At 68.6% G+C, this 25063-nt stretch carries 16 protein-coding genes; 6 read left to right on the top strand and 10 right to left on the bottom strand.

What is annotated here, in order from left to right; genetic code table 11:
* Positions 1-39: 39 nt before the first annotated feature.
* Complete coding sequence (gene nei2 / locus DMB80_RS14435; protein ID WP_111510473.1) at positions 40-801, bottom strand: endonuclease VIII Nei2; 762 nt, start codon at positions 799-801, stop codon at positions 40-42.
* Positions 801-5339 carry an ATP-dependent helicase gene (locus tag DMB80_RS14430; protein WP_111510472.1) on the bottom strand — a complete coding sequence of 1513 codons (4539 nt, stop codon included), beginning with the start codon at positions 5337-5339 and terminating at the stop codon, positions 801-803. The genes nei2 and DMB80_RS14430 overlap by 1 nt, the downstream gene beginning before the upstream one ends.
* A 126-nt stretch (positions 5340-5465) precedes the next feature.
* Here DMB80_RS14430 and DMB80_RS14425 point away from each other — a divergent pair, with 126 nt between their 5' ends.
* Genes DMB80_RS14425 through DMB80_RS14415 form a run of 3 tightly spaced genes read left to right on the top strand, consistent with a single transcriptional unit; the run spans position 5466 to position 6498 of the window.
* Positions 5466-5801, top strand: coding sequence for a hypothetical protein (locus DMB80_RS14425; RefSeq protein ID WP_111510471.1), 336 nt, complete (start codon positions 5466-5468; stop codon positions 5799-5801).
* Positions 5798-6139, top strand: coding sequence for a hypothetical protein (locus DMB80_RS14420; RefSeq protein ID WP_111510470.1), 342 nt, complete (start codon positions 5798-5800; stop codon positions 6137-6139). Before DMB80_RS14425 ends, DMB80_RS14420 begins: the two co-directional genes overlap by 4 nt.
* A 29-nt stretch (positions 6140-6168) precedes the next feature.
* Positions 6169-6498 carry a heme-binding protein gene (locus tag DMB80_RS14415; protein WP_420812183.1) on the top strand — a complete coding sequence of 110 codons (330 nt, stop codon included), beginning with the start codon at positions 6169-6171 and terminating at the stop codon, positions 6496-6498.
* Here the strand turns inward: DMB80_RS14415 and DMB80_RS14410 are convergent.
* The 8 genes from DMB80_RS14410 to hglS form a co-directional block, all read right to left on the bottom strand.
* A complete protein-coding gene (locus DMB80_RS14410; RefSeq protein ID WP_111510469.1) occupies positions 6495-7838 on the bottom strand; it encodes a cation:proton antiporter in 1344 nt (447 codons plus the stop codon). The genes DMB80_RS14415 and DMB80_RS14410 overlap by 4 nt on opposite strands.
* A gap of 1 nt (position 7839) precedes the next feature.
* Positions 7840-8688: an ABC transporter permease gene (locus DMB80_RS14405; protein ID WP_111510468.1), complete on the bottom strand. Its 849-nt coding sequence runs from the start codon at positions 8686-8688 to the stop codon at positions 7840-7842.
* On the bottom strand, positions 8688-9536 hold the full coding sequence (locus DMB80_RS14400) for an ABC transporter ATP-binding protein (protein WP_205538684.1): 849 nt from the start codon (positions 9534-9536) through the stop codon (positions 8688-8690). The genes DMB80_RS14405 and DMB80_RS14400 overlap by 1 nt, the downstream gene beginning before the upstream one ends.
* Positions 9533-15034 (bottom strand): type I polyketide synthase, encoded by a 5502-nt coding sequence (locus tag DMB80_RS14395; RefSeq protein ID WP_111510486.1) that lies wholly within the window; start codon positions 15032-15034, stop codon positions 9533-9535. Before DMB80_RS14395 ends, DMB80_RS14400 begins: the two co-directional genes overlap by 4 nt.
* The gene (locus DMB80_RS14390; RefSeq protein ID WP_111510467.1) at positions 15031-16791 is read right to left on the bottom strand and encodes an NAD(P)/FAD-dependent oxidoreductase; all 1761 of its coding nucleotides are present in this window, start codon (positions 16789-16791) and stop codon (positions 15031-15033) included. Before DMB80_RS14390 ends, DMB80_RS14395 begins: the two co-directional genes overlap by 4 nt.
* A gap of 318 nt (positions 16792-17109) precedes the next feature.
* Positions 17110-17928 carry an SDR family NAD(P)-dependent oxidoreductase gene (locus DMB80_RS14385; RefSeq protein ID WP_111510466.1) on the bottom strand — a complete coding sequence of 273 codons (819 nt, stop codon included), beginning with the start codon at positions 17926-17928 and terminating at the stop codon, positions 17110-17112.
* A 91-nt stretch (positions 17929-18019) separates the two neighbouring features.
* On the bottom strand, positions 18020-19564 hold the full coding sequence (amaB, locus tag DMB80_RS14380; RefSeq protein WP_111510465.1) for an L-piperidine-6-carboxylate dehydrogenase: 1545 nt from the start codon (positions 19562-19564) through the stop codon (positions 18020-18022).
* Entirely contained in the window at positions 19561-20760 is a 1200-nt protein-coding gene (hglS, locus tag DMB80_RS14375; RefSeq protein WP_240431197.1) for a 2-oxoadipate dioxygenase/decarboxylase, read from the bottom strand. The genes amaB and hglS overlap by 4 nt, the downstream gene beginning before the upstream one ends.
* An 80-nt stretch (positions 20761-20840) precedes the next feature.
* On the opposite strand from hglS, the gene DMB80_RS14370 reads away from it, so the two are divergent.
* The 3 genes from DMB80_RS14370 to DMB80_RS14360 all read left to right on the top strand — a co-directional run bounded on the left by DMB80_RS14370 (position 20841) and on the right by DMB80_RS14360 (position 25024).
* Positions 20841-21311, top strand: a complete 471-nt coding sequence (locus DMB80_RS14370) for an Lrp/AsnC family transcriptional regulator (RefSeq protein ID WP_046364323.1) — start codon at positions 20841-20843, stop codon at positions 21309-21311.
* A gap of 171 nt (positions 21312-21482) precedes the next feature.
* Positions 21483-23618, top strand: a complete 2136-nt coding sequence (locus tag DMB80_RS14365) for an adenylate/guanylate cyclase domain-containing protein (protein ID WP_111510463.1) — start codon at positions 21483-21485, stop codon at positions 23616-23618.
* Positions 23585-25024 (top strand): mechanosensitive ion channel domain-containing protein, encoded by a 1440-nt coding sequence (locus tag DMB80_RS14360; RefSeq protein ID WP_111510462.1) that lies wholly within the window; start codon positions 23585-23587, stop codon positions 25022-25024. The genes DMB80_RS14365 and DMB80_RS14360 overlap by 34 nt, the downstream gene beginning before the upstream one ends.
* Positions 25025-25063 lie beyond the last annotated feature (39 nt).

The following is a 25063-nucleotide window of genomic DNA, read 5'->3' as shown; positions in this document are numbered from 1 at the left end:
ATCTGACGGCTCCGGCAATTTTCCCGTCCGCGTCCGTCGTCAGCGCTGGCAGGTGGGGCACCAGTAGGTCACCCGGTCACCGTCCTTGTCGGTCTCGACGCGTGTGCCGCAGCGGCGGCACGGCAACCCCGCCCGGCCGTACACCCAGACGTCCTGGCCGGGCCTTGTGTTGCCGGTGGTGGTGCGGTTGATCCGTAACCGGTTCTGCCACAACATCTGCTGCGCTCGGGTGACCACTCGCAGCGGGTCGGTGAGTTCGCCGACCCTGGTGGTCGGCTGCAACCCGAACACGAACGACAGTTCGTTGGCGAACACATTGCCGACTCCGGCCATCACCCGCTGGTCCAGCAGTGCCTCCGCGAACGGGCGATCCGGGTCTTTCGTCAGATTCGCCGCCGCCTCTCTCACCGACGCTGCCGACCAGTCGTTGCCGAGCAGGTCGGGCCCCAGGTGTGCGACGGCATCCATGTCGTGGTCGCGGTCCAGCACTTCGAGCACACCGAGGTCGATGCCTGAGGCCACCGAGTCGGCGGTGCCGAGAACGATCCGGATCTTGTAGGCCGGCACTCTGACCCGGCCGATGATCCAGGCGCCATCCATCTTCAGATGCGAGTGGATGCTCGCCTGTCCGACTCGAATGAACAGATGCTTGCCGCGGCTGAGAACCTCGTCGACGACCTGTCCGCTCAGGTCCACCGCCGCATACCGCGGCACCCGCACATCGCAGCGCGTCAACGTCTTGCCCTGCAGCGCTTTTCGCAGCTTGTCCGCGGTGCGGAAGACAGTGTCACCTTCGGGCATCAGCGCAGCCGCAGCCCGCGTGGCGTCCGAGAGAATCCCGCCTGGACCAGTGATTCGACCACCGTCGACTCGCGGCTCTCGAGCACCGGGACCCCGTCGATGCGTTCGACCAGCAGCGCCGGGACTCGTTGCCGCGTCACCAGTTCGGCCAGCGCGGCGGCGGCGGCATGGTGCACGCCCGTGTCGTCGGTGAAGCTGAGCAACGACCTGCCGCCGCGTTCGACGAACCATGCCAGCTCGCCGTCGACGAGCACCACCAACGCACCCGCTTTGCGGCCCGGGCGGTGCGCGCCCTCACCCTGACTGGGCCAGGAAAGCGCCGCGCCGAAGGGGTTGGCGGGATCGGTGGCCGCGAGCGCGACCGCGCGCAGACTCTGCTGCTTGTCGTCGATGCTGTCGGCGTGGCTGCGCAGCCGGTCGACGGTGCTCGCGGTCGCGAACTGGGCCCCGCCGAGCGACTCGACGAAATAGCCCCGTTGACAGCGCCCGGCTTCCTCCATCGTGCTGAGCACCTTGTACATCGAGGCGAACCCACCGGCGATGTTCTCCGCGGCGACCGCACCTTTGGTCAGCACACCGTGGCGGGCCAGCAACTGATCGGCCTGATAGGACGCCCGCAGTGTGGTGTCGACCTCGGCGGTGGGCAGCGCCGCCCATCGGCCCGCCACGGTCGGATCGGCGTCGCGGTGCGCGCCGAGGCCGGCCGAACTGATGCTGTAGCGACTCAACCGCGGAGCGCGGCGGTGCCGGTGCGACGGCGCCGCAGACCGGCGAGCCCCTGGCCCGCGGGTACCTGCCAGCAGGGCGCGCACGGGTGCGAACGTGTCGCCCCCGACATAGCCCGCCCAGATCAGTTGCCACAGAGCTTCTTTGAGGTTCTCGGAGCTCACGCCGTCGACGGCGAGCTGGCGGAAGAAGTACGCACCGCCGCCGCTGAGCGCGCCGAGGACGGCGTGGTGGGTGTCGGTGAAGTCGAGCTCGCCAGGAGGTGCCAGGGACAGCGGCGCGGTGTCGGCGGGGTGGAGGGCCACCCAGCCGTCGGCAGACGAGAGCGCGCCCGCGCCCGACCACAACACTTCGCCGGAGGCGAGGAGTTCGTCGAGCATGCCGGGTTGATAGTCACGCACCCGCTGCCCGAAGATCAACGGCTCGACCGCAGAGGCCGGCATCGACACCCCGGCGAGCTGATCGATCACCGATGCGAGACCGTCGACCCCCGACACGCGGTCGCCTCCCAGCTGCTGCCAGGCCGGGAGGAAACGACCGAACGCCGCCGTGCTGACGGGCTCGATCTGCGCCCGCAGCGCAGCCAGCGAGCGGCGCCGCAGAATGCGCAGCACCTCGGCGTCACACCACTGGTCGCCGGTGTCACCGGGCACGTCGGTGAACTCGCCGCGCACGAGCTTTCCGTCGGCGGCCAGCCTGCCCAGCACGTCGGCGGCCACCCGTACCCCGAGCCCGAACCGCGTCGCCGCCTCGGCCGTCGTGAACGGTCCACGGGTGCGGGCGAAGCGGGACAGCAGCTCGCCCAGCGGGTCCATCACCGGTTCGAGGAATGCGACCGGAACACCCACCGGCACCGCCACCCCGACGCCGTCCCGCAACCGCCCGATGTCCTCCACCGATGCCCACCAGGTCTGCCCGGCATAGGACACCGTGACCAGCCGCTTGGCGCTCAGTAGTCCTTCGAGCCAGCCGCCGACGTCCTCGACGGTGCAGCGCGCCACGATCTCGTCGACCGTCAGCGGCCCCAGCATCCGCAGCAGGTCGGCCACGCCCTCGGCGTCGCGGGCCTTCCGCTCGTCGGTGAGGTGCTGCAACTGGCGGGTGGTGCTGGCGATGACGTCGGCGTCGAGAAGCTCCCGCAACTCGACCCGGCCGAGCAGCTCGGCCAGCAGCGTGGGGTCCAGTGCGAGTGCTGCCGCGCGGCGCTCGGCGAGCGGGCTGTCGCCCTCGTACATGAACGCGCCGACGTATCCGAACAGCAGTGACGCCGCGAACGGGGACGGGGTCGGCGTCTCCACCTCGAGCAGGCGCACCCGACGTTGCGCGATGCGAGACATCAGGTCGGTCAGCATCGGGACGTCGTAGACGTCCTGCAGACATTCGCGAACGGCTTCGAGGACGATGGGGAAGTCTGGATAGTTGCGCGCGACGTCGAGCAATTGCGCGGCACGTTGGCGCTGATGCCACAGCGGTGAGCGCTTGCCGGGATGGCGGCGGGGCAACAGCAGCGCCCGCGCCGCGCATTCGCGGAATCGCGAGGCGAACAGCGCCGAGGAGCTCACCTCCGTGGTGACCAGTGGCTCGATCTCGTCGGGTTCGAAGACGAAGATGTCGGCGCCTGGCGCGGTGTCGTCGGTGTCGGGCAGCCGGACGATGATCCCGTCGTCGGAAGCGGTGGGCTTCTCGTCGATTCCGAAGCGCTCGTAGAGCCGTTTGCCCACCGCCAGCGCCAGCGGGCCGTGCACCCGCAGGCCGTAAGGGGAGTGCAGGATGATCCGCCAGTCGCCGAGCTCGTCGCGGAACCGTTCCACCACCAGCGTGGTGTCCGACGGCACCGCGGAGGTCGCGTTTCGTTGCTCGTCGATCAGTTGCCACAGGTTGTCCGTGGCGTAGGCGTCGAAACCGACCTCTGCACAACGACTCTCGAAAGCAGCGCGGTCGAGCCGGGCCAGCTCGCCGTTGAAGGCGCCGATCGCGGCACCGAGTTCGGCGGGTCGTCCCACCCCGTCGCCGCGCCAGAACGGAAGCCGCGCCGGCTCGCCCGGTGCGGGGATCACCAGAACGCGGTCATGGGTGATCTCGGTGATCCGCCAGCTCGTCGCGCCGAGCGAGATGACGTCACCCGGCCGGGACTCGTAGACCATCTCCTCGTCGAGTTCGCCGACGCGCGAGGGCTTTTCGGAGTCGGCGCTGGAGGCGAGGAACACTGTGAACAGCCCGCGGTCGGGGATGGCGCCACCGGAGGTGACGGCGAGTCGTTGGGCACCGGGCCGTGCGGTCAGCGTGCCGGAGTCGCGGTCGTAGACGATCCGCGGGCGCAGTTCGGCGAACTCGGTCGACGGATACTTGCCGGAGAGCAGATCGAGCGTGGCTTCGAACGCGCTGCGCGGCAGGGTGGCGAAAGGCGCGCTGCGCCGCACGGTGTCGAACCAGGCCTCGACGTTGATCGGTTCCAGCGCGCAGGCCGCCACGGTGTGCTGGGCGAGCACGTCGAGTGGATTGGCCGGCACACGCATCGTCTCGATCTGGCCGCCGAGCATGCGCTGCACGCTGACCGCGCACCCGATCAGGTCGGTGCGGTGCTTGGGAAACAGCACGCCCTGGCTGATCTCGCCGACCTGGTGGCCCGCACGGCCGATGCGTTGCAGCCCGCTGGCGACCGAGGGCGGCGTCTCGACCTGGATCACCAGGTCCACGGCGCCCATGTCGATACCCAGCTCCAGGCTCGACGTGGCGACCACGGCCTTCAGCCGGCCGCTCTTGAGCGCGTCCTCGACGTCGGCGCGGGCCTCCTTGCTCACCGAGCCGTGGTGGGCCCGTGCGAGCAGCGGCTCGGCACCGAATGTCTGCCCGCTGCCCATCAGGTGCGCGGGGGCGCCGCCGGCGACTCCCGGGTTGGGGCCGCCCAACTCGATGCCCAGACGCTCTGCGTGGATCTCGTTGAGCCGCGCGGTCAGGCGCTCGGCCAACCGGCGCGAGTTGGTGAACACGATCGAGCTGTTGTGCGCCTCGACCAGATCGACGATGCGCTCTTCGACATCGGGCCAGATCGAGTTGTTCTCGAGGTTCGCCATGTCGGGAACCGGGACCTGCACGGTCAGGTCGAAGGTCTTCGCCGCCGGCGGCGCCACGATCGTCGTGGGGGCGGCGCCGGAGAGGAATCGCGCGACTTCCTCGGGCGGGCGCACAGTCGCCGAGAGCCCGATGCGTTGCGCGGGTCGTTCGAGCATGGCGTCCAGGCGCTCGAGGGACACGGCCAGATGTGCGCCCCGCTTGGTACCTGCGACGGCGTGCACCTCGTCGACGATCACCGTTTGCACCCCGGCGAGCGTTTCCCGCGCGGCGGAGGTCAGCATCAGGAACAGGGACTCCGGCGTGGTGATCAGGATGTCCGGTGGCTTGGTGATGAGCTCACGACGCTTCGCCGGCGTGGTGTCGCCGGACCGGACACCGACGCTGATCTTCGGCGGTTCCTGACCGGCGCGCTCGGCGATCCGTGAGATGCCGGTCAGGGGGGTACGCAGGTTGCGTTCGACGTCGACGGCCAGCGCTTTGAGGGGCGATACGTACAGCACCCGTGTGGTGGGCTCGCTCGATGGGGACCGGGCCAGACCGTCGATCGCCCAGAGGAACGCCGCCAGTGTCTTGCCGGACCCCGTCGGCGCGATGACCAGGGTGTTGTCCCCGTCGGCGATGGCGTTCCAGGCCTGCGCCTGCGCGGCCGTCGGCTCGACGAAGGTACCCGCGAACCACTCACGTGTCAGCGCGCTGAAGCGCGCGAGCGGGTCGGTTGTCAAGGGCACGTGGTCCATGGTGCCAAGGACCTCCGACAATCGTTTCAACACCCTTGTTCACCTGCGACGATGGCGCGCAGATGCCTAGCCTTCAAAGGTGCGGTTCCTGCTTCGCTGCATCGGAACCGGAAAGCGGGGCCAGCGATGAGAAGCACGAAGATCGTGGGGATGTCGGCACTCGTTCTGGCGTCATTCGCCGTCACGCCGACGGTCAGTGCACCGATGGCCGCCGCCGGATGTGTCAAGAGCAGCGGGATCACCGTCTGCGATCAGAATGATGCGGGCGTGACCGGTCCTGTGGTGCCGTACCCCTGCGATCTGGACTGGTACTGCTACGACGGTTCCACCTGGGATCTCGGCCTCGATGTGGCGCCGTCGCCACCCCCGGACAGACCGGACATCGGTCGGCCCGGCCGGCCGGATGTCGGTCGACCCGGTACGCCCGGTAACCGACCCGGCGGTGGTGGCGGTCTCCGATGAGGCGCTCAGCATGTGTGTTCGCGGCGGGTGTGTTCGTCGCCGCTCTGGTGGACGCGGCACCCCCCGCGGCCGCTGACTGCACCAGCGCGGGTGGGACGACCATCTGCTCTCAAGGCGAGGTGCGGGGCGCCAACACGGGCAACGGACCCAGCGGATCATCGGGCCCGTACATGCCCTATCCCTGTGAGTACGACTGGTACTGCAACGACGGTGTCACGTGGGACATCAACATGGACTGGGATCCCGGTGTGGGCATCGGGGCGCCAGGACGGCCAGGCAACCGGCCGGGAGGCGGCGGTGGCCGGCCCGGTGGCGGTGGACGAGGCGGACGACGATGACGGAACCCCGAGTAACCGAGGAGAAGACAGTGGCCACATCACTCATCAGGGCGCGGCGGATGATCGCGGCGGCGCTCGGTACCGGCGCCGTCCTGGTCTGCACCGCGACGCCGGCGCAGGCTCAACCGAACTGCACCGCAGCCGATCTCGCGGGCATCATGGCGGGAGTGACCGCGTCGACGTCGGCGTACCTGTTCACTCATCCCCAGGTGAACGACTTCTTCACCTCGCTCAAGGACGTGCCCAAGGAGGACCGGCAGGCGGCACTGGCGGATTACGGCGCCGCCAACCCGCAGGTGCAAGCTGAGCTCCAGGGAATTCGGCAGCCCGCTGTCGACTTCCGCAATCGCTGCGGTTAGCCGCGCGTCGCGACCGCGTCGATCGGTTCCACGCCGTCCGGGCCGAACCGCGCCCCGGTGCGTTCCAGCCGGCGGGCGAACAGCCGTTGCAGTGGCGTCGCGACGAATGTCGTGATGATCGTCATCACGGCCAGGATCGTGTAGAGCTTGCCCGAGATCAGCCCGGCTTCCAGGCCGATGTTGAGCAGGATCAGCTCCATCAGGCCGCGGGCGTTGGCCAGTGCCCCCATCGAGCCGGCCTCGTACCAGCTCATGCCCTGCCAGCGTGCGGCCAGCCCGATGGCCCCGAACTTCGCGGCGAACGACACGACGAGCACGACGCCCGCCATCACCAGCGTGGAGCTGTCCAGGATGAGGCTGAGCTGTGTGTTGAGCCCGCTGTAGATGAAGAACGCGGGCAGCAGCAGGTAGGCGGTCAGCGGCTCGAAGCGTTCACGGATCGTGTCGAGGAGTTCGCCGCGCGGCATCATCAGCCCGGCGACGAAAGCGCCGAAGACCGAATAGATTCCGACCAGATCGGTGAACCAGCTCGCGGTCAGCAGGACCAGCAGGACGATGCTCAGCTTCGCGATCGGCAGGCCGCCTGTGCGTTCGGAATCGCGGCGGGGGGTCCACGTCTCCAGGCGCGCCAACAGCGGCCGCCCGAGGTAGATCATGAACAGCAGATAGAACAGACCGCCACCGACGGCGATCACGGCACCGAACACGCTGCCTTTGGCGGTCGCGACCACCGTCGCCAGCAGAACCCACGAGCACGCGTCGTCGACGGCTGCGCACGACAGCGACATGGTGCCCAGCCGGGTGTTGAGCAGCCCCGAGTCGTACACGATCCACGCCAACATCGGAAACGCGGTGATGGCCACTGCCGCAGCGACGAACAGCCCGCCCTGCCAGTGCGCGACCTTGTCGGTGAAATAGCCGCCGGAGTCGACCATCCACCACCCGACGACGCCGCCGAGGACGAGCGGGACGCCGATGCCGGCGGCCGACGTGGCACCTGCCTGGCGTGTGTGGGCGCCGAGGATGTCCAGCTTGAACGATGACCCCACCAGGAACATGTAGAGCACCAACCCGAGTTGGCCGACTACATAGATGGCAATCAGGTTGGGGTGCGTGATGGTCTCGGCGCCGATGGTGAGTTTCGTCGGGAACAACCAGTGCTGCGCTTGCGGCCAGATCGCACCCAGCACAGAGGGACCGAGCAGGAAGCCGGCGACCATGATCGCGACCACCTGCACCTGGCCCAGGCGGCGGAACAGTGGCCACAGCAGCCGGTAGGTCGCCAGGATCACGACGATCTGCAGGAAGAACTGGTAGGTGATGGTCAGCAGCGGCGGCATGTCAGCGCTTTTCCGTCCACCGGAACACCTTGAGGCAGGCCAGCAGACCGATGACGGTCCACGCCGCCAGCACCCAGAAGATGCGTCCGTGTTCCCAGCTGCCGGCCGGCTCGAACGCTTCCATCTCGGGCGGCAGCAGCACCGAGCGGAAACCCTGTGCCATCCACTTGACCGGGAACAGCGAGCCGATGACGAGCATCCAGGTGGGCAGCACCATCACCGGGACGTAGGTGCCCGAGATGAATTGGAGGCTGACCGCCGGGCCGTTGGTCAGCACCGCGGCCGAGACGGCGTTGTTGGCGACGTTGCTGATCAGGATGCCCAGCAGGGAGCAGCTCGTGATGCCGAGCGCGAACACCCAACCGAGGGTGAGCCATTCGTTGATCCCGGCGGGTAGTCGCAGCCCGAACGCGAACAGTCCGACCGCGAGCAGGATCACTGCCTCGGCGATGCTGGCGACGGCGACGAGAGCGATCTTTCCGACGAAGTAGGAGGTCGCGGTCGCGGGCGTGCCCCGAAGCCGCCGCAGCGCACCGGTTTCGCGGTCGGCAGCGACGCTGATGCCGAGGTTGATGAACGACGTCGACAGGATGCCGTAGGCCAGCATGCTGGCGGCGATCACCGCGCTGGTCGTCGTGTCGGTGCCGGCGATCTTCGCCGAGAAGATCGATCCCAGCAGCAGGCAGATGATCGCGGGCATCGAAAAGGTCAGCACCAGCTGCTCAGGACGCCGGTAGAACATCTTCAACTCGGGGATCACGCGGGACAGTCCGATGCGCAACGGCGACGGCAGTGCCGTGGTGGACCGTGAGCTGTGGCGGGCCCGCGACGACTGCGACGATGTCGTCATCACGTCGCCCCGATCAGTTGCAGGTAGGCGTCTTCCAGGCTGGGTCGGGTGACGGTCAGCTCGGTGAGTTCACCGCCGCCGGCGGCCTGGGCTCTGATGAACTCGGTGGGACGGTCGGTGTGCACGATGCGTTCCTGCCCGCGCTCGACCCAACGTACGGTCGCCGTGGTGTGGGCCGCGGTCAGCCGGTGGGGGGTGTCGACGGCCACCAGGCGTCCGGCGGCGATGACGGCGACCCGGTCGGCCAGCGCGGCGGCCTCCTCGAGGTAGTGGGTGGTGAGCACGATCGTGGTGCCGTCGGCGGCGAGAACCCGGATCAGATCCCAGAATTGGCGCCGCGCTTCGGGGTCGAAGCCGGTGGTCGGTTCGTCCATGAACAGCAGTTCCGGGCTGGCGATGATGCCCAGCGCGACGTCGAGCCGCCGCCGCTGCCCACCCGAGAGGGTGCGCACCCGTGCCGCGCTCTTGGCGGACAGCCCGACGAGCTCCAGGACGTCCCCGGGTCGGCGGGCTCTGCCGTAGCACTGGGCGAACATGCGCATGGTCTCGGCCACGGTCAATGTGCCGAAATCACTGGCGTCCTGCAGCACGATGCCGATGCGTGAGCGCCAGTCCCGGTCGGCGGTGCCGGGGTCTTCGCCGAGCACCCGGACCTCCCCGGCGTCGCGTCGGCGGTGGCCCTCGAGGATCTCGATGGTGGTCGACTTGCCCGCGCCGTTGGGCCCGAGGATCGCGACCACCTCGCCGTAGGCGACGTCGAGGTCGAGGTCACGGACGGCCTGCAACCGGCCGTAGGACTTGCTCAGTCCCCGGACCTGCACGGCCGGTGCGAGTTCTGCTGCGGTCACTGCGTGTCCGGACTTCCTTCGGCACCGCTTTCGATATCGGCCAGCAGCGCCCGCAGCTCGTCGTCGGACAGGGTGGCGATGAGGTCGTCGAGTTCATCGGAGGCCGCCATCTCAGACGGCACGGTGACTGCTTCGGTCTCGACACTCTCGGCGTGGATCTGCCGCAGCTCCGCCAGAATTCGCGCGGCGAGCGAGTTCACGCTGACCCCACGCAGAATCTCCAGCACCGGCAGGTCGATCGAGAACATCGTGTTGATGCGGACGCGGAACTCCATCGCCATCATCGAGTCCAGCCCGAGATCGTCGAGCATGGCATCGGGCTCGACATCGTCTGCCGCGCAGTCGAACACCGCGGCGACGATGCCCCGGACGTGCTCGGTGACGACGGGGAGCCGCTCGGCGTCCGGAAGTGCGGAGAGTGCGTCGAGCAGGGACGCCGCCCCGGCTTCGCCGGACGCGTCGCCGCCGGTCTCGAGGTCCCGGTAGATCGCCGGCAGGTGCGCGCCGAACCCCTGGCGGGCGCGATTCCAGTCCGCGGTGATCGCGACGACGTGGGCCACCTTCTGGGACAGCAGACGATCGAGTATCCGAACCCCGGCCCGCGGGGTGATCAACTCGATACCCCGGTTGGCGTAGATCTTCTCGAGTTTGAGTTCCTCGACCATCCCGACCGACCACGGTCCCCAGCCGATGGTCAGCGCCGGCAAGCCGCGGGCTCGACGGAAGTGGGCGAAGGCGTCCAGGAAGGCGTTCGCTGCGGCGTAGTTGGCCTGCCCCGGGGACGCGATCACCGAACCGGCGGAGCCGAACATCACGAAGAAGTCGAGATCTTCTTTCTCGAATGCGTTGTGGAGCAGGCGGGTACCGATCACCTTGGGCGCCATGACGGTGGCGAAGTCGTCTTTGGTCATGCTGACCAGGAGGCGGTCGTCGACCGACCCGGCGGCGTGCACGATGCCACGGATCGGCGGGCAACCGGCCCCGTCGTGCTCGTCGCGCCAGCGTTCCACGTGCTCGGCGTCGGTGATGTCGACAGCGACGCAGCGCACCTGGGCGCCGAGCCGTTCGATGCGTTGGATCGTCTCGACGGTGGCGTGCTGGGCGTCCGCGGGGTCGAGGTGCGACCAGCGGGCGCGAGGCGGCAGCTCACGACGGCTGAGCAACGTGATGTGTCGAGCCCCGCGCTCGGCGAGATAGAGCGCCACACTGCGTCCCAGCGCACCGGTGCCACCGGTCACCACGTAGGTCGCGGTGGCATTGAGCTTGGTGGGGAAGGGCTTTGTCAGTCCCGGGCACGGAAGCAGGCGCGGCGCGAGGGTGCGGTCACCGCGGAGCGCGATCTGGTCCTCGGCGTCCTCGTCGAGCAGGTGTGCGTAGAGGCGCCCGGCGACCACGTCGGGATCGTCGGCGTCGTCGATGTCGACCAGACCGCCCCACATCTCGGGGAACTCCTGGTGCCCGACCACTCTGCCGAGTCCCCACACGGTGGCCTGATCCACGGCCAGGTCCTCGGTGCCGAGGGCGGGTTGCGCATTCGCGGTGACGATGTGCACGCGCGGCGGCGAGCCGTCGCGTGTGGCCAGGGCGTTGATCGCGTGCAGGAGGGTGTGCACACCGAGGCGGTGATCGGAACCGGAGTAGATGTCGACCGGCCACAGATCGACGACGGCGCTCAGCCCGCCCTCGCGCTGGTGTATCTGCGTGATCAGCTCTCGAAGCTGTTCTCCGCGTAGCGGATCGACGGCGTATCCGGTGTCCGTTTCGGTGATGTCGGCCACCGATTGGTGGGCCACCTCGATGACCCGGTGCCCGTGCCCGGACAGCTGACGGGCCAGTGCCGAGCCGAATCCGATGGTGTCGCAGAGGATCACCCAGGTCCCGGTGGTGGGCTCGGCAGGCATCTGCGCGGGTGCACTGTCGCGCCACTGCACGCTGTAGAGGCCCCGGTCGATGCGTTCGGTCGACATCGCCGACGAGGCGCTCAGTGACTGCACGGTGAATCCCTGCAGGACCACCAGTGCCTGACCGAGTCGATCGACGACGGTGATGTCGCTCTCGATCTCCTCCCGGGTGGCGGCGACCACCCGCACGTGCACGGTCATGTCGGACTCAGGACGCCCATAGACCGCGCAGTGCCGGATGCGGGTCGGCAGGTATGTTGCCTGCGTGGCATTCTCGGCCACCGTCGACGTGCCGAACAAGCCTTGCAGCGCGCCGTCGAGCAGCGCCGGGTGGAAGGAGAACATGTCGATCTCGTCGGCCACCGCGGCGGGTAGACGCAACCGCGCTCGTGCCCAGCCGTCGCCACCGGTGACGTCGCGCACCGGCCGGAAGGCGTCTCCGTAGGCGAACCCGAGAGTCGTGGTGCGCGCGTAGAACTCGTCGGAGTCCAGCGCGGCGACGGAGTGGTCTTCGGCTCCGTGGTCGTGGGTCGGGATGGGGGGAAGGGTGTTGAGTTCGGCCGTCGCGGTGACGATCCAGCCGAAGTCCCCGTCTCCGATCCCGGTGAACGCGGTGAACTCGATCTTGCCGTTGTCCTCGTTCAGCGTGGTCCGCACCAGCGGATCGCAGGTGTCGTCGAGCAGGAGCGCTCGATGCAGCACCAGATCGTCGACGCTACAGGCGCTCCCATAGGTTTCGCTGGCGGCTGCGAGCGCCATCTCGAGGTAGACGGCGCCGGGCACCACGACCGCACCCTGTACCTGATGGTCGGCCAGGAAGGGCAGCGAGACGACGCTGAGCTCGACCTCCCAGGTGGGGTGAGGACCGGCCACGGGCTGGCCGAGCAGCGGGTGCACCGGCGTGTAGTGCAGGTCTTCGGCCGCCTCCTGTGTTTCGTGCCAGAAGCGTTTGGACTGCCACGGATAGGTCGGCAGCCTCAGCAGATGGGCATCGCCGTCGCCATGGAATGCTTGCCAATCGATGTCGTGGCCGTGGTTGTACAGCGCCGCCAGACCACCCAGCAGGGTGCGGGCGTCGTCGTCCCCTCGGCGCTGGGTCGCCACCACTGCGACGCCCTGCGATCCGGCGATCTCCAGGATCGACGAGGCCAGCACGGGGTGGGGCCCGAGTTCGATGAAGTGGGTGTAACCGTCGTCGAGCATCCGCCGGGCGGCGGCCTCGAAAAGTACTGTGGCACGACAGTTCTGCCACCAGTACGCGGCACCTGCCGCGTAGTCGGTGAGCCGTTCCCCGGTGACGGTCGAGTACAGCGGGATGCGGCTCTGAGCTGAGGACAATCCGTCGAACGCGGCGAACAGGTCGTCGCGGACGAGGTCCATGTAGTGCGTGTGGTAGGGCACCTTGACCGCGAGATAACGGTTGAAGACCTCTGCCTCGTCGAGCTGGCGCACGATCTCGGCGAGCACGTCCTCGTCGCCCGCGACCGTCACGGCGAACGGGCTGTTGATCGCGGCGATCGACACGCGGTGCCCGAATTCGGCGGCAGCATCGGCGTCGAGAGTCTGCATCAGGGTCTCGGCGCTGAGGCCCACCGCGAGCATGCGTCCCATGCCGGTGGTGCGTTGCTGCAGGCGGCTGCGGTGGTAGATCACCTCGACTGCCTGCTCGAAGGTGAGTAGGCCGGCGAGGTGGTGCGCAGCCACTTCGCCGGCACTGTGCCCGATCACCGCATCGGGCGTGACGCCGTAGTGGGCGAGCTGCTCGGCCAGGGCGATCTGGATGGCGAAGTTGGCCGGCTGGGCCACCTCTGTCTCGCCCATCCGCGAATCGGCTTCGTCACGGCGGAGTTCGGAGAGCAGCGACCAATCGGTGTAGCGGGAGAGTTCGCGATCGGTGCGCTCGATGCTGGCCGCGAACACCGGGTGGGTGTCGAGCAGGCCGCGGCACATCTTCCACCACTGCGGGCCCATGCCGGTGCAGACGAACGCCAGCTTCGGGGCGTCGGCGCCGGTGCGACCGATCGCCGAGTCCCCGCCGGTATCGGCTAGTTCGAGAAACTGCTCGCGCGCTTCGTCGACCCCGGCGACGGTCAGCGCTCGGCGGTGACTCAGATGGCTGCGGCGCCGGCTCAGGGTGTAGCCGAGGTCGGCGAGGCGGATGTCGGGGTGGGCCAGCAGGTGGTCGGCCAGCTGGCGCGCCGTTGCGGCGAGCGCCTCCGGGGAGCGGGCGGACACCGGGAGCAGAGTGAGCCCGTCGGTCGCGCGCTCGTCGGACGGTGTTGCGGCAGTGGGGGGTTCGGCCAGCACGACGTGGGCGTTCGTGCCGCCGAAGCCGAAGGAGTTGACCCCGGCGATGCGCCGCTGCCCGGGCGGGAAGGGGCGCGTCGTGCGGGGGATGTCGAGGTTCAACTCGGCGAGCGGGCTGCTCGGGGTTCTCAGGTGCAGGCTGGCGGGAATCTGGCCGTGCTGCAGGGTCAGCGCGGCCTTGATGAGTCCCGCGACCCCGGCGCCGGCTTCCAGGTGACCGATGTTCGTCTTGACCGACCCGATCAGCAGCGGATTCTGCGGTGTCCGGTCGGTCGCGAGTGCGCCTGCCAGAGCGCGGGTTTCAACCGGGTCGCCGACCGGCGTGCCGGTGCCGTGGGCTTCCACGTAGCCGACGTCGGAGGGCGCGACACCGGCCCGTCGCAGCGCCGTGCTGATCGCGGCGCGCTGGGCGTCTTCGCTGGGCACCGTGATGCCGTCGGTGTGGCCGTCCTGGGTGACCGCGGTACCGAGGATCTGCGCGTAGATTCGATCACCGTCGCGCACCGCCTGCTGTAGCGGCTTGATGACGACGACGGCGCCGCCCTCGCCGCGGGCGTACCCGTCGGCCGAGGCGTCGAAGGCCTTGCAGCGGCCGTCGCCAGAGAGGAAGCCACTCTTGGATTCGGCGATCGCGGTGTTGGGGCCGACGATGATGTTCACGCCGCCGGCGAGTGCGAGTCGGCAGTCGCCGTTCCAGATGCTTTGTGCGGCAAGGTGAACAGCGACCAACGAGCTGGAGCACGCCGTGTCGACGGCCATGCTCGGACCGCGGAAGTCGAACGCGTAGGAGATGCGATTGGCGAGCATCGTCATCATCATCCCGGTCGCCGAATGCGGCTTGAAGCGGAATCTGCTGGTGCGGCCCTGGTTCTGGAGCAGCTGATAGTCCAGCGTGAACCCGCCGACGAACACCCCGACGTCGGTGCCGGCCAGCGTGTCGGCGGGTATTCCGCCGTCTTCCAAGGCTTCCCAGGTGGCGTGCAGTAGCAGTCGCTGCTGCGGGTCGAGCAGGTTGGCCTCGCGGGGAGAGATGCCGAAGAACGCCGCATCGAACTGGTCGATGTCGTCGAGGTATCCGCCCCGGCGGGTCACCATCTTGCCGGCCTTGCCGGGCGCGGGGTCGTGGAATCGCGGGGCGTGCCAGCGGGATTCGGGTACCTCGCGGGTGGCGTCGGTTTCATCGAGCAGCAGCCGCCAGAACTGGTCGGGGGAGTCGACGCCCCCGGGTAACCGGCATCCGATGCCGACGATCGCCAGTGCCTCGCGATCGTCGTGGTCAGCTGTCGTCATCGGGCTGCCGCGGCGCACAGCACCCAGCCGGTGGAGATGGGATCGATCTCCTGCTGCTCACGGAAGATGGTGCGCAATTCCCGCAGCAGCCCGTCGCGCTGCCATGCCTGCGCCTGGACCATGACGTCGTCGTCGGAGAACCGGGAGGCCTTGTCGGCGACGACGGTGTCGATCACCTGGCCCGCGATCTGGCGCAGCAGCAGGGCGTTGGCGTCGAACTGTTCGCGGACCGCGTCGGAGGTCCCCATCATCGCGTGGTGCAGCGTGGGCATGAAGTTGAGCGGGACGTACAGGTCGACGAACCGGGCGGGGGCGGGATCGCGCTCGACGGCGGCCCATTCGCGGAAGAACAGCTGCATGCGATTGCTCAGATCGATCAGACCCTGCAGATAGGGCACCAGCTCGGGGTCGTCGGCAACCTGGGTGAAACGGTCGTTGCTGTAGAGGAATCCGATGAAGCCCCAGTAGAACGCGATGTCCCAGATGACCTTCACCGACATCACCGTCGGTGACCCCATCAGCACGTACTGGTCGCGGTAGATGTTGCACCACATGTCGGTCAGCGAGCGGAACATCGAGTCGCCGATCGCGGCGCGGGCGATGACGTCTGCCCCTTCGAGTTCGCGGGTGATCATGTCGGTGACCAGACCGTTGCCGATGGCGACCAGATCGAGACCGGAGGAGTAGAGCGGGTCGAGGAACACCCCCGCATCGCCGGTGAGGCACCAGCGTGCCTGCCCGTCGTAGACCTTCTCGACGGTGTGGCTGTACTGCTTCATGACGCGGAAGTCCTTGATCAGCCCGGCGTTCTCGTCGAGGACCGCGGCGCACTGCGGTTCGCGCTCACGCAGCCAGACCATGGCCTTGTCGAGGGTGTTGAAGCCGTCGAAGGGGTGGAAGGCCGGGTCGGCGACGATGCCGACGCTGGTGGCGCCCGAGGCCAACCGGATCAGCCACACCCAGTAGCCCTCGCCCATCAGATGATTCGTCGAGTATTCGCGTCGTCCCTCGGTCAGGCGGGCGTGCCAGGCGGGGTCGTCACTCCACTGGCCGACGTCGATCTCGGTGGCGATACGCAGCCAGGCGGCGTTGCAGTGATGTCCGTTGGCGCGCTTGAGGTCGAGCTCGCGCGGCAGCAGCCGATTGCGGCCGGACGCGTCGACGACCCAGCGGGCCGTCCTCTCGATGTCGTCGTCGTCGCGCTGGATCGTCACCCGGTGCGGTGTCGCATCGTCACCCAGCGAGACGGCACGGACTCGCCCGGTCGCGAATTCGACGCCGGCGGTGAGGCATCGGCGGTGCAGTTCGTTCTCCAGCCGGCCCCTGTCGATCTGATAGGTGGTCTGTGGGACGAATGCGCTGCTGCCGACTTCGACACGGCGGCTGATGTCGGTGTTGTCGTCCTGGCTGAAGAACATCCGCAGGCCCATCTTGCGGATCTGGTGGTTCTGCAGATGGTCGGCCAGTCCGAGCCGGTCGCGCAGATAGTGCGCGGAGATCTCGACCGTCGACTCTCCTACGGTGTGGGTGATCTCGGGGACGGGGTGCGGCGTGGGTTCTACGACGAGGACGCGGGTGCCGGGGCGGGCGGAACGCAGTTCCAGCGCCAGAGTCAAGGCTGCGACACCGCCGCCGATGATCGCGACGTGGTGATCGCTCGTGTCGTCGTCGCGAGAAGCGAGTCGGGCCTTGATGCGGCGCGCGATGGCGTCTCGCGCTGTCTCGTCGAGTTGTGACAATTGCGCGCGGACGTCCACATTCGTCCTTTCCTCGTAGAGCCCAAACGGGTGTCCAGAGTTCGGAGATTACACGCGGCGAGGGTGCCCTCGCGGGCGATGAAACGACCTGACCGGCCGGTATGCGCAGGTCGCGCAGGTGGCCCGCGGCGCCGGTGGCCGCGCCGCGAGGTACCCGGCCGTTGTCGGTTGGGACAGGTGTCCCGTGCGTGGGTTAGCGGCCGCCGAGAGAGTGGCAATCTAGCTGGTCTGACAGGTGTCAGCGACTTTGCTGTGAGTGGTTCGCCCGAGCCTCAGAGGCTCGTCCGTGATCGCGGGGCGACGTTGATGACGGGATTCTTACGTCTCGCCCTGTGCGCGCAGCGCGCGCTGGTAGCGCCGCATCCCCGAAATCCATCGGTCGTAGTCACCACCCTTGTGCCGGTACATGTCCAGCAGTTCGGCGTGCGGGAGCACCAGGAAGCGGTCGGCGAGCATCGCCTCGATCGTCGCTGTCGCAACGTCGTCGGCGGACAGTACCGCGGCGGACTGTTCGATCGATGATGCACCGAGTCGGGCGTCGGGGTCGTCGGTGCTCCGAACCGCCTGCAGCAGTGGTGTTTCCACGCCGAGCGGGCACACGCAGCTGACCCCGATCCCGTCGTCGCCGTAGCTGATCGCCAGCCATTCGGCGAACCCGACGACGGCGTGCTTGCTCACCGCGTAGCCTGCCGCGCCGAGCTGGGTCAGCAGCCCTGCCGCCGAGGCGACCGACACGAAGTAGCCTGAGCCCTTCGACTGCCAGTGCGGCACAAGCAGTCTCGCGGCCCGGATGTGGGCGCGCAGATTGACGTCGAGGATCGTGTCCCAGTCCTGCTCCGTGCCGAGCCCCGGCCTGCCGATGATTCCGGCGTTCGCGATGTAGATGTCGACGGGGTCGAATTCGCGGCTCGCCAACGTGATCATGCCCTCGATGTCGACGACGTCGGAGGCATCGGCCCGCAGGCCGATGGCCTGGCCGCCGCCCGACCGGATCGCCTCGGCGCCTGCGTGTGCACCCGCCTCATCGAGATCGCCGATGACCACGCGTACGCCGCGCGAGGCGAGCCCGCTCGCGAGCGCAGCGCCGATACCCGATGCCGCGCCGGTGACGATCGCGACCTTGCCGTCCAGTTCCATACCGACGATTCTCGACCGCGAGCGCGCGCAGAATGTACGCCGGACGCGGCGTGTCGGCGTACAAACCCGCTCACTCGCGGCACAAGGGGGCCTAGCCGAAGTGGACGCCCTGGGCCAGGGGGAGTTCGGCGGAGTAGTTCACCGTGTTGGTGGCCCGGCGCATGTAGGCCTTCCACGCGTCGGAACCGGACTCGCGGCCGCCACCGGTCTCCTTCTCGCCGCCGAACGCACCGCCGATCTCGGCGCCCGAGGTGCCGATGTTGACGTTGGCGATACCGCAGTCCGACCCGTCGGCAGCCAGGAAGCGCTCCGCCTCGCGCACGTCGAGGGTGAAAATCGCCGACGAAAGACCCTGCGGTACAGCGTTGTTCAACGCGATGGCCTCGTCGAGCGTCTCGTAGGTGAGCACGTAGAGGATCGGCGCGAATGTCTCCAACTGCACCACCTCGCTCTGCGCCGGCATGCGGACCACCGCAGGACGGACGTAGAACGCACCCTCGTCCCCGACATCCACCCGATCGCCGCCGATCACCTCGCCGCCCTCGGCCCGGGCTTGCTGCAGCGCGCCGACCATGTCGCGGTAGGACCTCTCGTGGATGAGCGGCCCGACCAGCGTGCCCTCTGCGGACGGGTCGCCCACCGGCAGCTGCTCGTAGGCCGCCACGATCCGGCCCACCAGCTCGTCGGCGATCGACGAGTGCACGATCAGCCGGCGCAGCGTCGTGCACCGTTGACCGGCCGTGCCCGCCGCGGAGAACACGATGCCGCGCACCGCCAGGTCGAGGTCGGCCGAGGGGGTGACGACGGCGGCGTTGTTGCCGCCGAGTTCGAGCAGCGCCTTGCCGAAGCGCTGCGCGACGCGAGGACCGATCTCGCGGCCCATGCGCACCGAGCCGGTCGCCGACAGCAGCGCGACGCGGCGGTCGTCGACCAGCTGCTCGCCCACCTCGCGGCCGCCCTGCACCAGCTGGGAGACGCCGGTGGGCGCGCCGACGTCGGCGCACGCGCGGGCCAGCAGCGCGTGGCAGGCCACCGCGGTCAGCGGGGTCAGCTCGGAAGGCTTCCACACCACGGTGTCACCGCAGACGAGCGCCACCGCGGTGTTCCATGCCCACACCGCGACCGGGAAGTTGAACGCGGTGATGACGCCGACCACGCCGAGCGGATGCCAGGTCTCCATCAGCCGGTGCCCGGGCCGCTCGGAGGCGATGGTCTTGCCGTAGAGCTGGCGCGAGAGGCCGACGGCGAACTCGCAGATGTCGATCATTTCCTGGACCTCGCCCAGCGCCTCGGAGGTGATCTTGCCGGCCTCGATGGTCACCAGCGCGCCCAGATCCTCCTTGTGCTCGACCAGCAGCTGACCGAGCCGGGCGACCAGCGCTCCACGGACCGGGGCCGGTGTCGTCCGCCATGTCGTGAAGGCGTCCGCGGCCGCTGCGATCGCCGCGTCGATCTCGTCGGCGGAGGATTCGGCGACCGTGAAAAGCACGTCGCCGTTGATCGGGGAGCTGGCGGTCACGCCGCCGGCGTTCGGAGCGCCGAGTTGGACCTGGGCGCCCACCGCGGCCAGCGCGTCGGTCGCGCGGGCGCGCAGCGCATCCGAAGTGGGGAGCGTCGAGGTGACGGTCGAGGTCATGAAGAGGCTGCTTTCTCGTAGAGGTGATAGGGGTCGTGGATGTGGTGGCCGATCGTGGCGGCCATCCAGTCGCGGCTGTAGTCGGTGTGGTCGGCGCCGCCCTCGGCGGAGGCCGAATGATTGGCCGCTGCGGTTGCGGAGTCGCCGTCGAGGTTCGAGCGGAAGATGCCGGCTGCCGAGGCGGGCAGGAAGTCTTCGTAGACGACGGGGCGGGCCGGATCGCCGCCGTGGTAGTAGGCCAGTCCGGAGGCGGCGAGTTCGGCGTCGGTGGTGGGGAAGTGCAGGTCCCACTCCGCGGCGGGATCCGAGCCGGCCATGGCCGCGTCGTATCGCTCGCGGCCCAGCGGGGTCAGCGCCACGCCGCGCTGCTCGACCTCGCCGAAGCGCACGCGCAGCGTCCCGTCCACGACGGAACCGTCCGGTTCGCGGAACCGCCGGGGTTCGGCCAGCGCCCGGAACGAGGTCTGGCGCAGCAGCACCTGCGGGCCGTCGGTGTGGGGCGGGCCCTGGATGTGGTCGATCATCGTGATGCCGCGCGCGGTCATCTGCTGCTGTAGCGCGTCGATGTCGAGCACCCGGGGCGTCAGGTGGTTGATGTGGGTGGACCGCACCCCGGCGATGTCGGCGGCCACCGCGGACACCGCCGACAGTTCGTCGTACCAGCCACGGTCGATGGGGTCGCGGGACAGTGCGAACGCCGAGACGGCGGCGGTGACGAAGTCGTGGGCCTCGGCGGACGGGCAGCCGCCGTGCGCCGCGATGCGGCGGGCGGTCGCGATCAAGGCCGGGTCGAAGAGCTGCCGCGTCTCGAGGAAGCCGGTCACTCGTTGCGCCAGGTCGTCGGAGAAGAACCGTCGGTCGGCCACGGCCAGCATCGACGTGAACACCCGGAAGGGGTTGCGGGCCAGCTCTTCTGGCTCGATCGGTCGGAAAGCGGTCGACACCACGGGCACCGGGGACGCCGCCTCGCGCAGGTCGTAGTAGCCCACACCGAACATGCCGAATGCGGCGAAGAGATCGGCGACCTGGGCCAGTTCGGCGGCGTTGCCCACGCGGATCGCACCGTGTCGTTCGGCGGTGACGCGGTCGAGGGAGCCGAGTCGCTCCGCGTCGCCGTCGGCGGCGGCGACGCCCCGGTTCACCTCGGAGCTGACCTCGACCAGGGTGTGATAGGCGGGCACTTCGGCGCCGTACATGGCGGACAGCCCAGCGGCGAATTGCGCCCGCAGTTGCCAGGTTTGGACGTCAGACACCGGTCCTCCGATACAGTGCGGCCATGACCGGGCCCGACGAATGCCAGCCGCTGGACGAGATCGACCGTGTGCTGGTGCGCGAACTCGTGGCCGATGGACGGGCCACCCTGGCGCACCTTGCGGCGACGGCGGGCCTGTCGGTCTCGGCGGTGCAGTCGCGGGTGCGTCGCCTCGAATCGCGCGGCGTGGTCACCGGATACACCGCCCGGATCAATCCCGAGGCGGTCGGCAACATGTTGTCGGCGTTCGTCGCCATCACCCCTCTCGATCCGTCGCAACCCGATGACGCCCCCGCCCGGCTCGAACACATCTCCGAGATCGAGGCGTGCTATTCGGTGGCCGGCGACGACAACTATGTGCTGCTGGTCCATGTGAAGTCGGCCAAGGCGCTGGAAGGCCTGCTGCAACGCATCCGTACCGCGGCCGACGTCAAGACCCGCAGCACGATCATCTTACATAAATTTTACAGCGATAGGCGCTCTGTACCGGAGTAGTTCCTGCAATGGGGCCTGTGAGCAGAACATTTCAAGATCGAAAACGTCGCCTGTCCGTAATCGCCGTCCTCCGCGGCCTGATCTCGGTCCAGCTCGGTTCGGTAACGAATCAGGCCGAGGTGTTTGCCTCGTGCCACAGTAGCCACCTGACGGAGGGGAGGGCGTGGCCGAATGAGCCTGCTCAGGAGACGTGGCGGACGGATCGGGCTCGGCGTTCAGTCCAAAGTGCTGATTGCTCTTCTCCTCGTCAGCGTGCTGTCGGTGTTGGTCACCGGAACGATCGGCTACGTCTCCGGCACGAATTCGCTCCGCGCCGCCGAGTTCAAGAACATGACCCAGGTGCGGGAGTCGCGAGCACGCGAGATAACCCAGTACTTCCGCACTGTCAGCGATGCCGCGTCGATCGTGACGCACGGAGCGACGACGGTGAATGCGACCCGCGATTTCGCGGCCGCCTATCGCGAGCTGGACGCCACGCCTCCGACACCGGAGGACCGCGACGCCGTGCGCCGCTACTACGACACCGTGTTCGCGCCGGAGCTGAGCAAGCAGTCCGGCCAACCGGCGGACCCGACGCTGTTCGTTCCCAACGGCAACGCCGCGATCGCGCTGCAGAACGCCTACACGGTGCCCGCGGGTGGTGACTTCGAGAAGGCGCTGACGCTGCGGGCGGCGGGGCCGCCGGATGCCTGGTCGGAGACCAACGATCGCTATCAGCGTTTCTTCGCCGACCTGACCACGCGATTCGCGTTCGAGGATTCGCTGCTGATCGACACGTCGGGCAACGTCGTCTACACCGCGTACAAGGGCGCCGATCTCGGCACGAACCTGTTCACCGGGCCCTACAAGGCGACCCTGCTGGCGGACAGCTACCGCAAGGCGCTGCAGGCGACCTCGGTCGACCAGACCTTCATCACCGACTTCGAGCGGTACCCGCCGGCGTACGACAAGCCGACGCTGTGGGTGATCTCGCCGATCGGCGACGGCGGCGCCATCCAGGGCGTGCTCGCCCTGCAGTTGTCGATCGACGGCATCAACGACGTGATGACCGGCAACCGCGAGTGGGAGGCCGACGGACTGGGCGCCACCGGCGAGACCTACCTCGCCGGGCCGGACCGGTTGATGCGGTCGGTGTCGCGGCGGCTGCTCACCGACCCCCAGGCCTTCGTCGGCGAGGTCGTCGACAACGGCACGCCCACCGAGGTGGCCGAACGCGAAGTGGCCGTCAAGGGCAGCACCTTGTTGCAGCCCGTGAACACGGTCGCGGTGGATCGAGCGCTGGAGGGTGAGTCGGGCACGGTGACCGACAACGACTACATCGGTCCGGCCTCGCTGGTGTCCTACATGCCGCTCGACATCCCGGGACTGAACTGGGTGCTGGTCGCCAAGATCGACGAGGACGAGGCGCTGGCCCCGGTCAATCAGTTCGCGCGCAACATCGCCCTGTCGACAGCGACGATCGTCCTTGTCGTCTGCATCCTCGCGCTCCTGCTGAGCCGGATGCTGACCCGCCCGGTCGCGCGCATCGCCGACGCTGTGCGCAGGGTTCGGGGCGGCGAGGTCGGCGTCAGCGTCCCGGTCACCACCAAGGACGAATTCGGCGATCTGGCAGCCGAATTCAACGACATGTCGGAGAGCCTCCGCACCAAGCAGGAGCTCATCGAGGAGCAGCGGCGCGAGATCGACGATCTACTGGGCACCCTGATGCCCGAGACGGTCGCGCAGCGGTTCCGCCAGGGCGAGCAGGCCATCGGCGGCGACCACCGCGACGTCTCGGTGATCTATGCCGAGCTGCTGCACTTCCAGGACTTCGCCCGCGCGCTGTCGGCCGAGGAATCCGTGCGCACCCTCAACGATCTGATCGAGGCGTTCGACGCGGCCGCCGAGCGGCACGGCATCGAACGAGTGCGTAACCTGCACAACGGTTTCCTGGCCACCTGCGGGCTGGTGGTGCCCCGTGTCGACCACGCCAGCAGGACAGCCGCTTTCGCCGTCGACCTCGTCGAGGTGATCAACGTGTTCAACGATCGGCACGATGCCGAGCTGGCCCTGCGCATCGGCATCGACAGCGGCCAGGTCTCGAGCGGTCTGATCGGGCAGCGCACCAGGATCTACGACCTGTGGGGTGAAGCGGTCGATCTGGCGCACCGCGTGCACGCCGCGACCGATCGGCCGGGGATCTTCGTCAGCGATCGTGTGCACGCGAATCTCACGGCGCTCTACACCTTCACCGAGGAGGGCAGGCTGGCCGGTCCCGAGGGTGAGGAGCCGGTGTGGTCGCTGCGCGTTCCGGCGAGGTCGGCGTGACCGGGCTGACCTCCCAGCCCTGGTTCTGGCCGACCCTGTCGGTCGTGATCGCGCTGCCGGTGGCGCTGCTGGTCCTGACCGAGGTCTATCAGTGGCTGGCCCGGCGCGGAAGCAGCTACGCCAGGCCGGTTCTGTTGCTGCGCAATGCGGTTCTGCCGGCGCTGGCGTTGTACATCCTCATCGACCAGCTCAACGACTCCGATGTCGAGGCCACCTGGCCGCGGATCGCCGCGACCGTCTTCGGCTTCCTTCTCATCCTGTTCGCACTCTCGGGCGCCAACGCGGCGCTGTTCGGGGAAGCGCGGCCGGGCAGCTGGCGCGAGCGGCTACCGACGATCTTCATCGATCTGGGTCGGCTCGTCGTCATCGTGATCGGTCTCGGACTGCTGTTCTCCTGGGTCTGGGGTACCGACGTCGGAGGGTTGTTCGCGGCGGTCGGAGTGACCTCGATCGTCATCGGCCTGGCTGTGCAGTCGGCCGTGGGCCCTGTGATCGCGGGGTTGTTCCTGCTGTTCGAGCAGCCGTTCCGGATCGGTGACTGGCTCGACACGTCGGAGGCCCGCGGCCGGGTCCTGGAGGTCAACTGGCGGTCGGTGCACATCGACACCGGCAACGGGATCAAGATCGTGCCGAACGCGTCGCTGGCCACCGGGTCCTTCACGAACCTGAGTCGGGTGACCGGTGCCGCGTTCCAGGCGACGGCGACGTTGGCGTTCAGCCCGGGAGACCGACCCGCCACCGTCGTCGAGATGTTGCGCGCGGTGGCCGACGCGTTGCCCTCGAAAGTCGCCGATCTACCGTCGAAGGTGAGCGCGCTCGGCGCGGGGGAGTACCGCGTGTCGGTCCCGGTGATCGGCCCGTCCGACGAGTCCCCGACGAAGAACCTTCTGCTGCATCGAGTCTGGTATGCGGCTCGGCGCGCGGGGGTGCGCCTGGACGGCGTGGAGCCGCAGGACGACATGGCACCGCACCTCGCCGCGCAGGCGATGAGGATCGGGGCGAGGCTGGGGCTCGACGACGAGACGACGGCCGCACTGGTCGAGGCGGGCCGGCTCGAGTCCTATGCCGAGGGCGAGATCGTGCAGGCGACGGGGTCGATTCCGAAGGCTCTGGGGTTCGTGCTCGAGGGTGAGCTGCAGCTGACGGCCACCGCGCGAGATGGCGCGCGCATGCCGATCGGGCTGGTGCAGACCGGTGACTTCATCGGGGCCACGGCGCTGACCCGCCAGCGGGTGCTGACCGGCGCGGTGGCGGTGGCCGAGACGACGGTGCTCTCGATTCCGCGCGATGTCGTCGCGCCGGTGGTGCAGAGCCACCCCGGTCTGGCCCGGCAGATCGGCGGAACCATCGATATCCGCCGGCGGGCAGCCGAAGAGGCGCTCGAGCCGGAAAAGAGTCGCGTGTAGCGGTCCGCAACGGGAAACTTTCGGACGCAGACCGTTTAT

The organism is Mycobacterium kyogaense, from assembly GCF_003254575.1.
In the GTDB taxonomy this organism is placed as follows: domain Bacteria; phylum Actinomycetota; class Actinomycetes; order Mycobacteriales; family Mycobacteriaceae; genus Mycobacterium; species Mycobacterium kyogaense.
The sequence above is the reverse complement of the archived record's forward strand: the minus strand, read 5'-3'. Positions and strand labels throughout refer to the sequence as shown.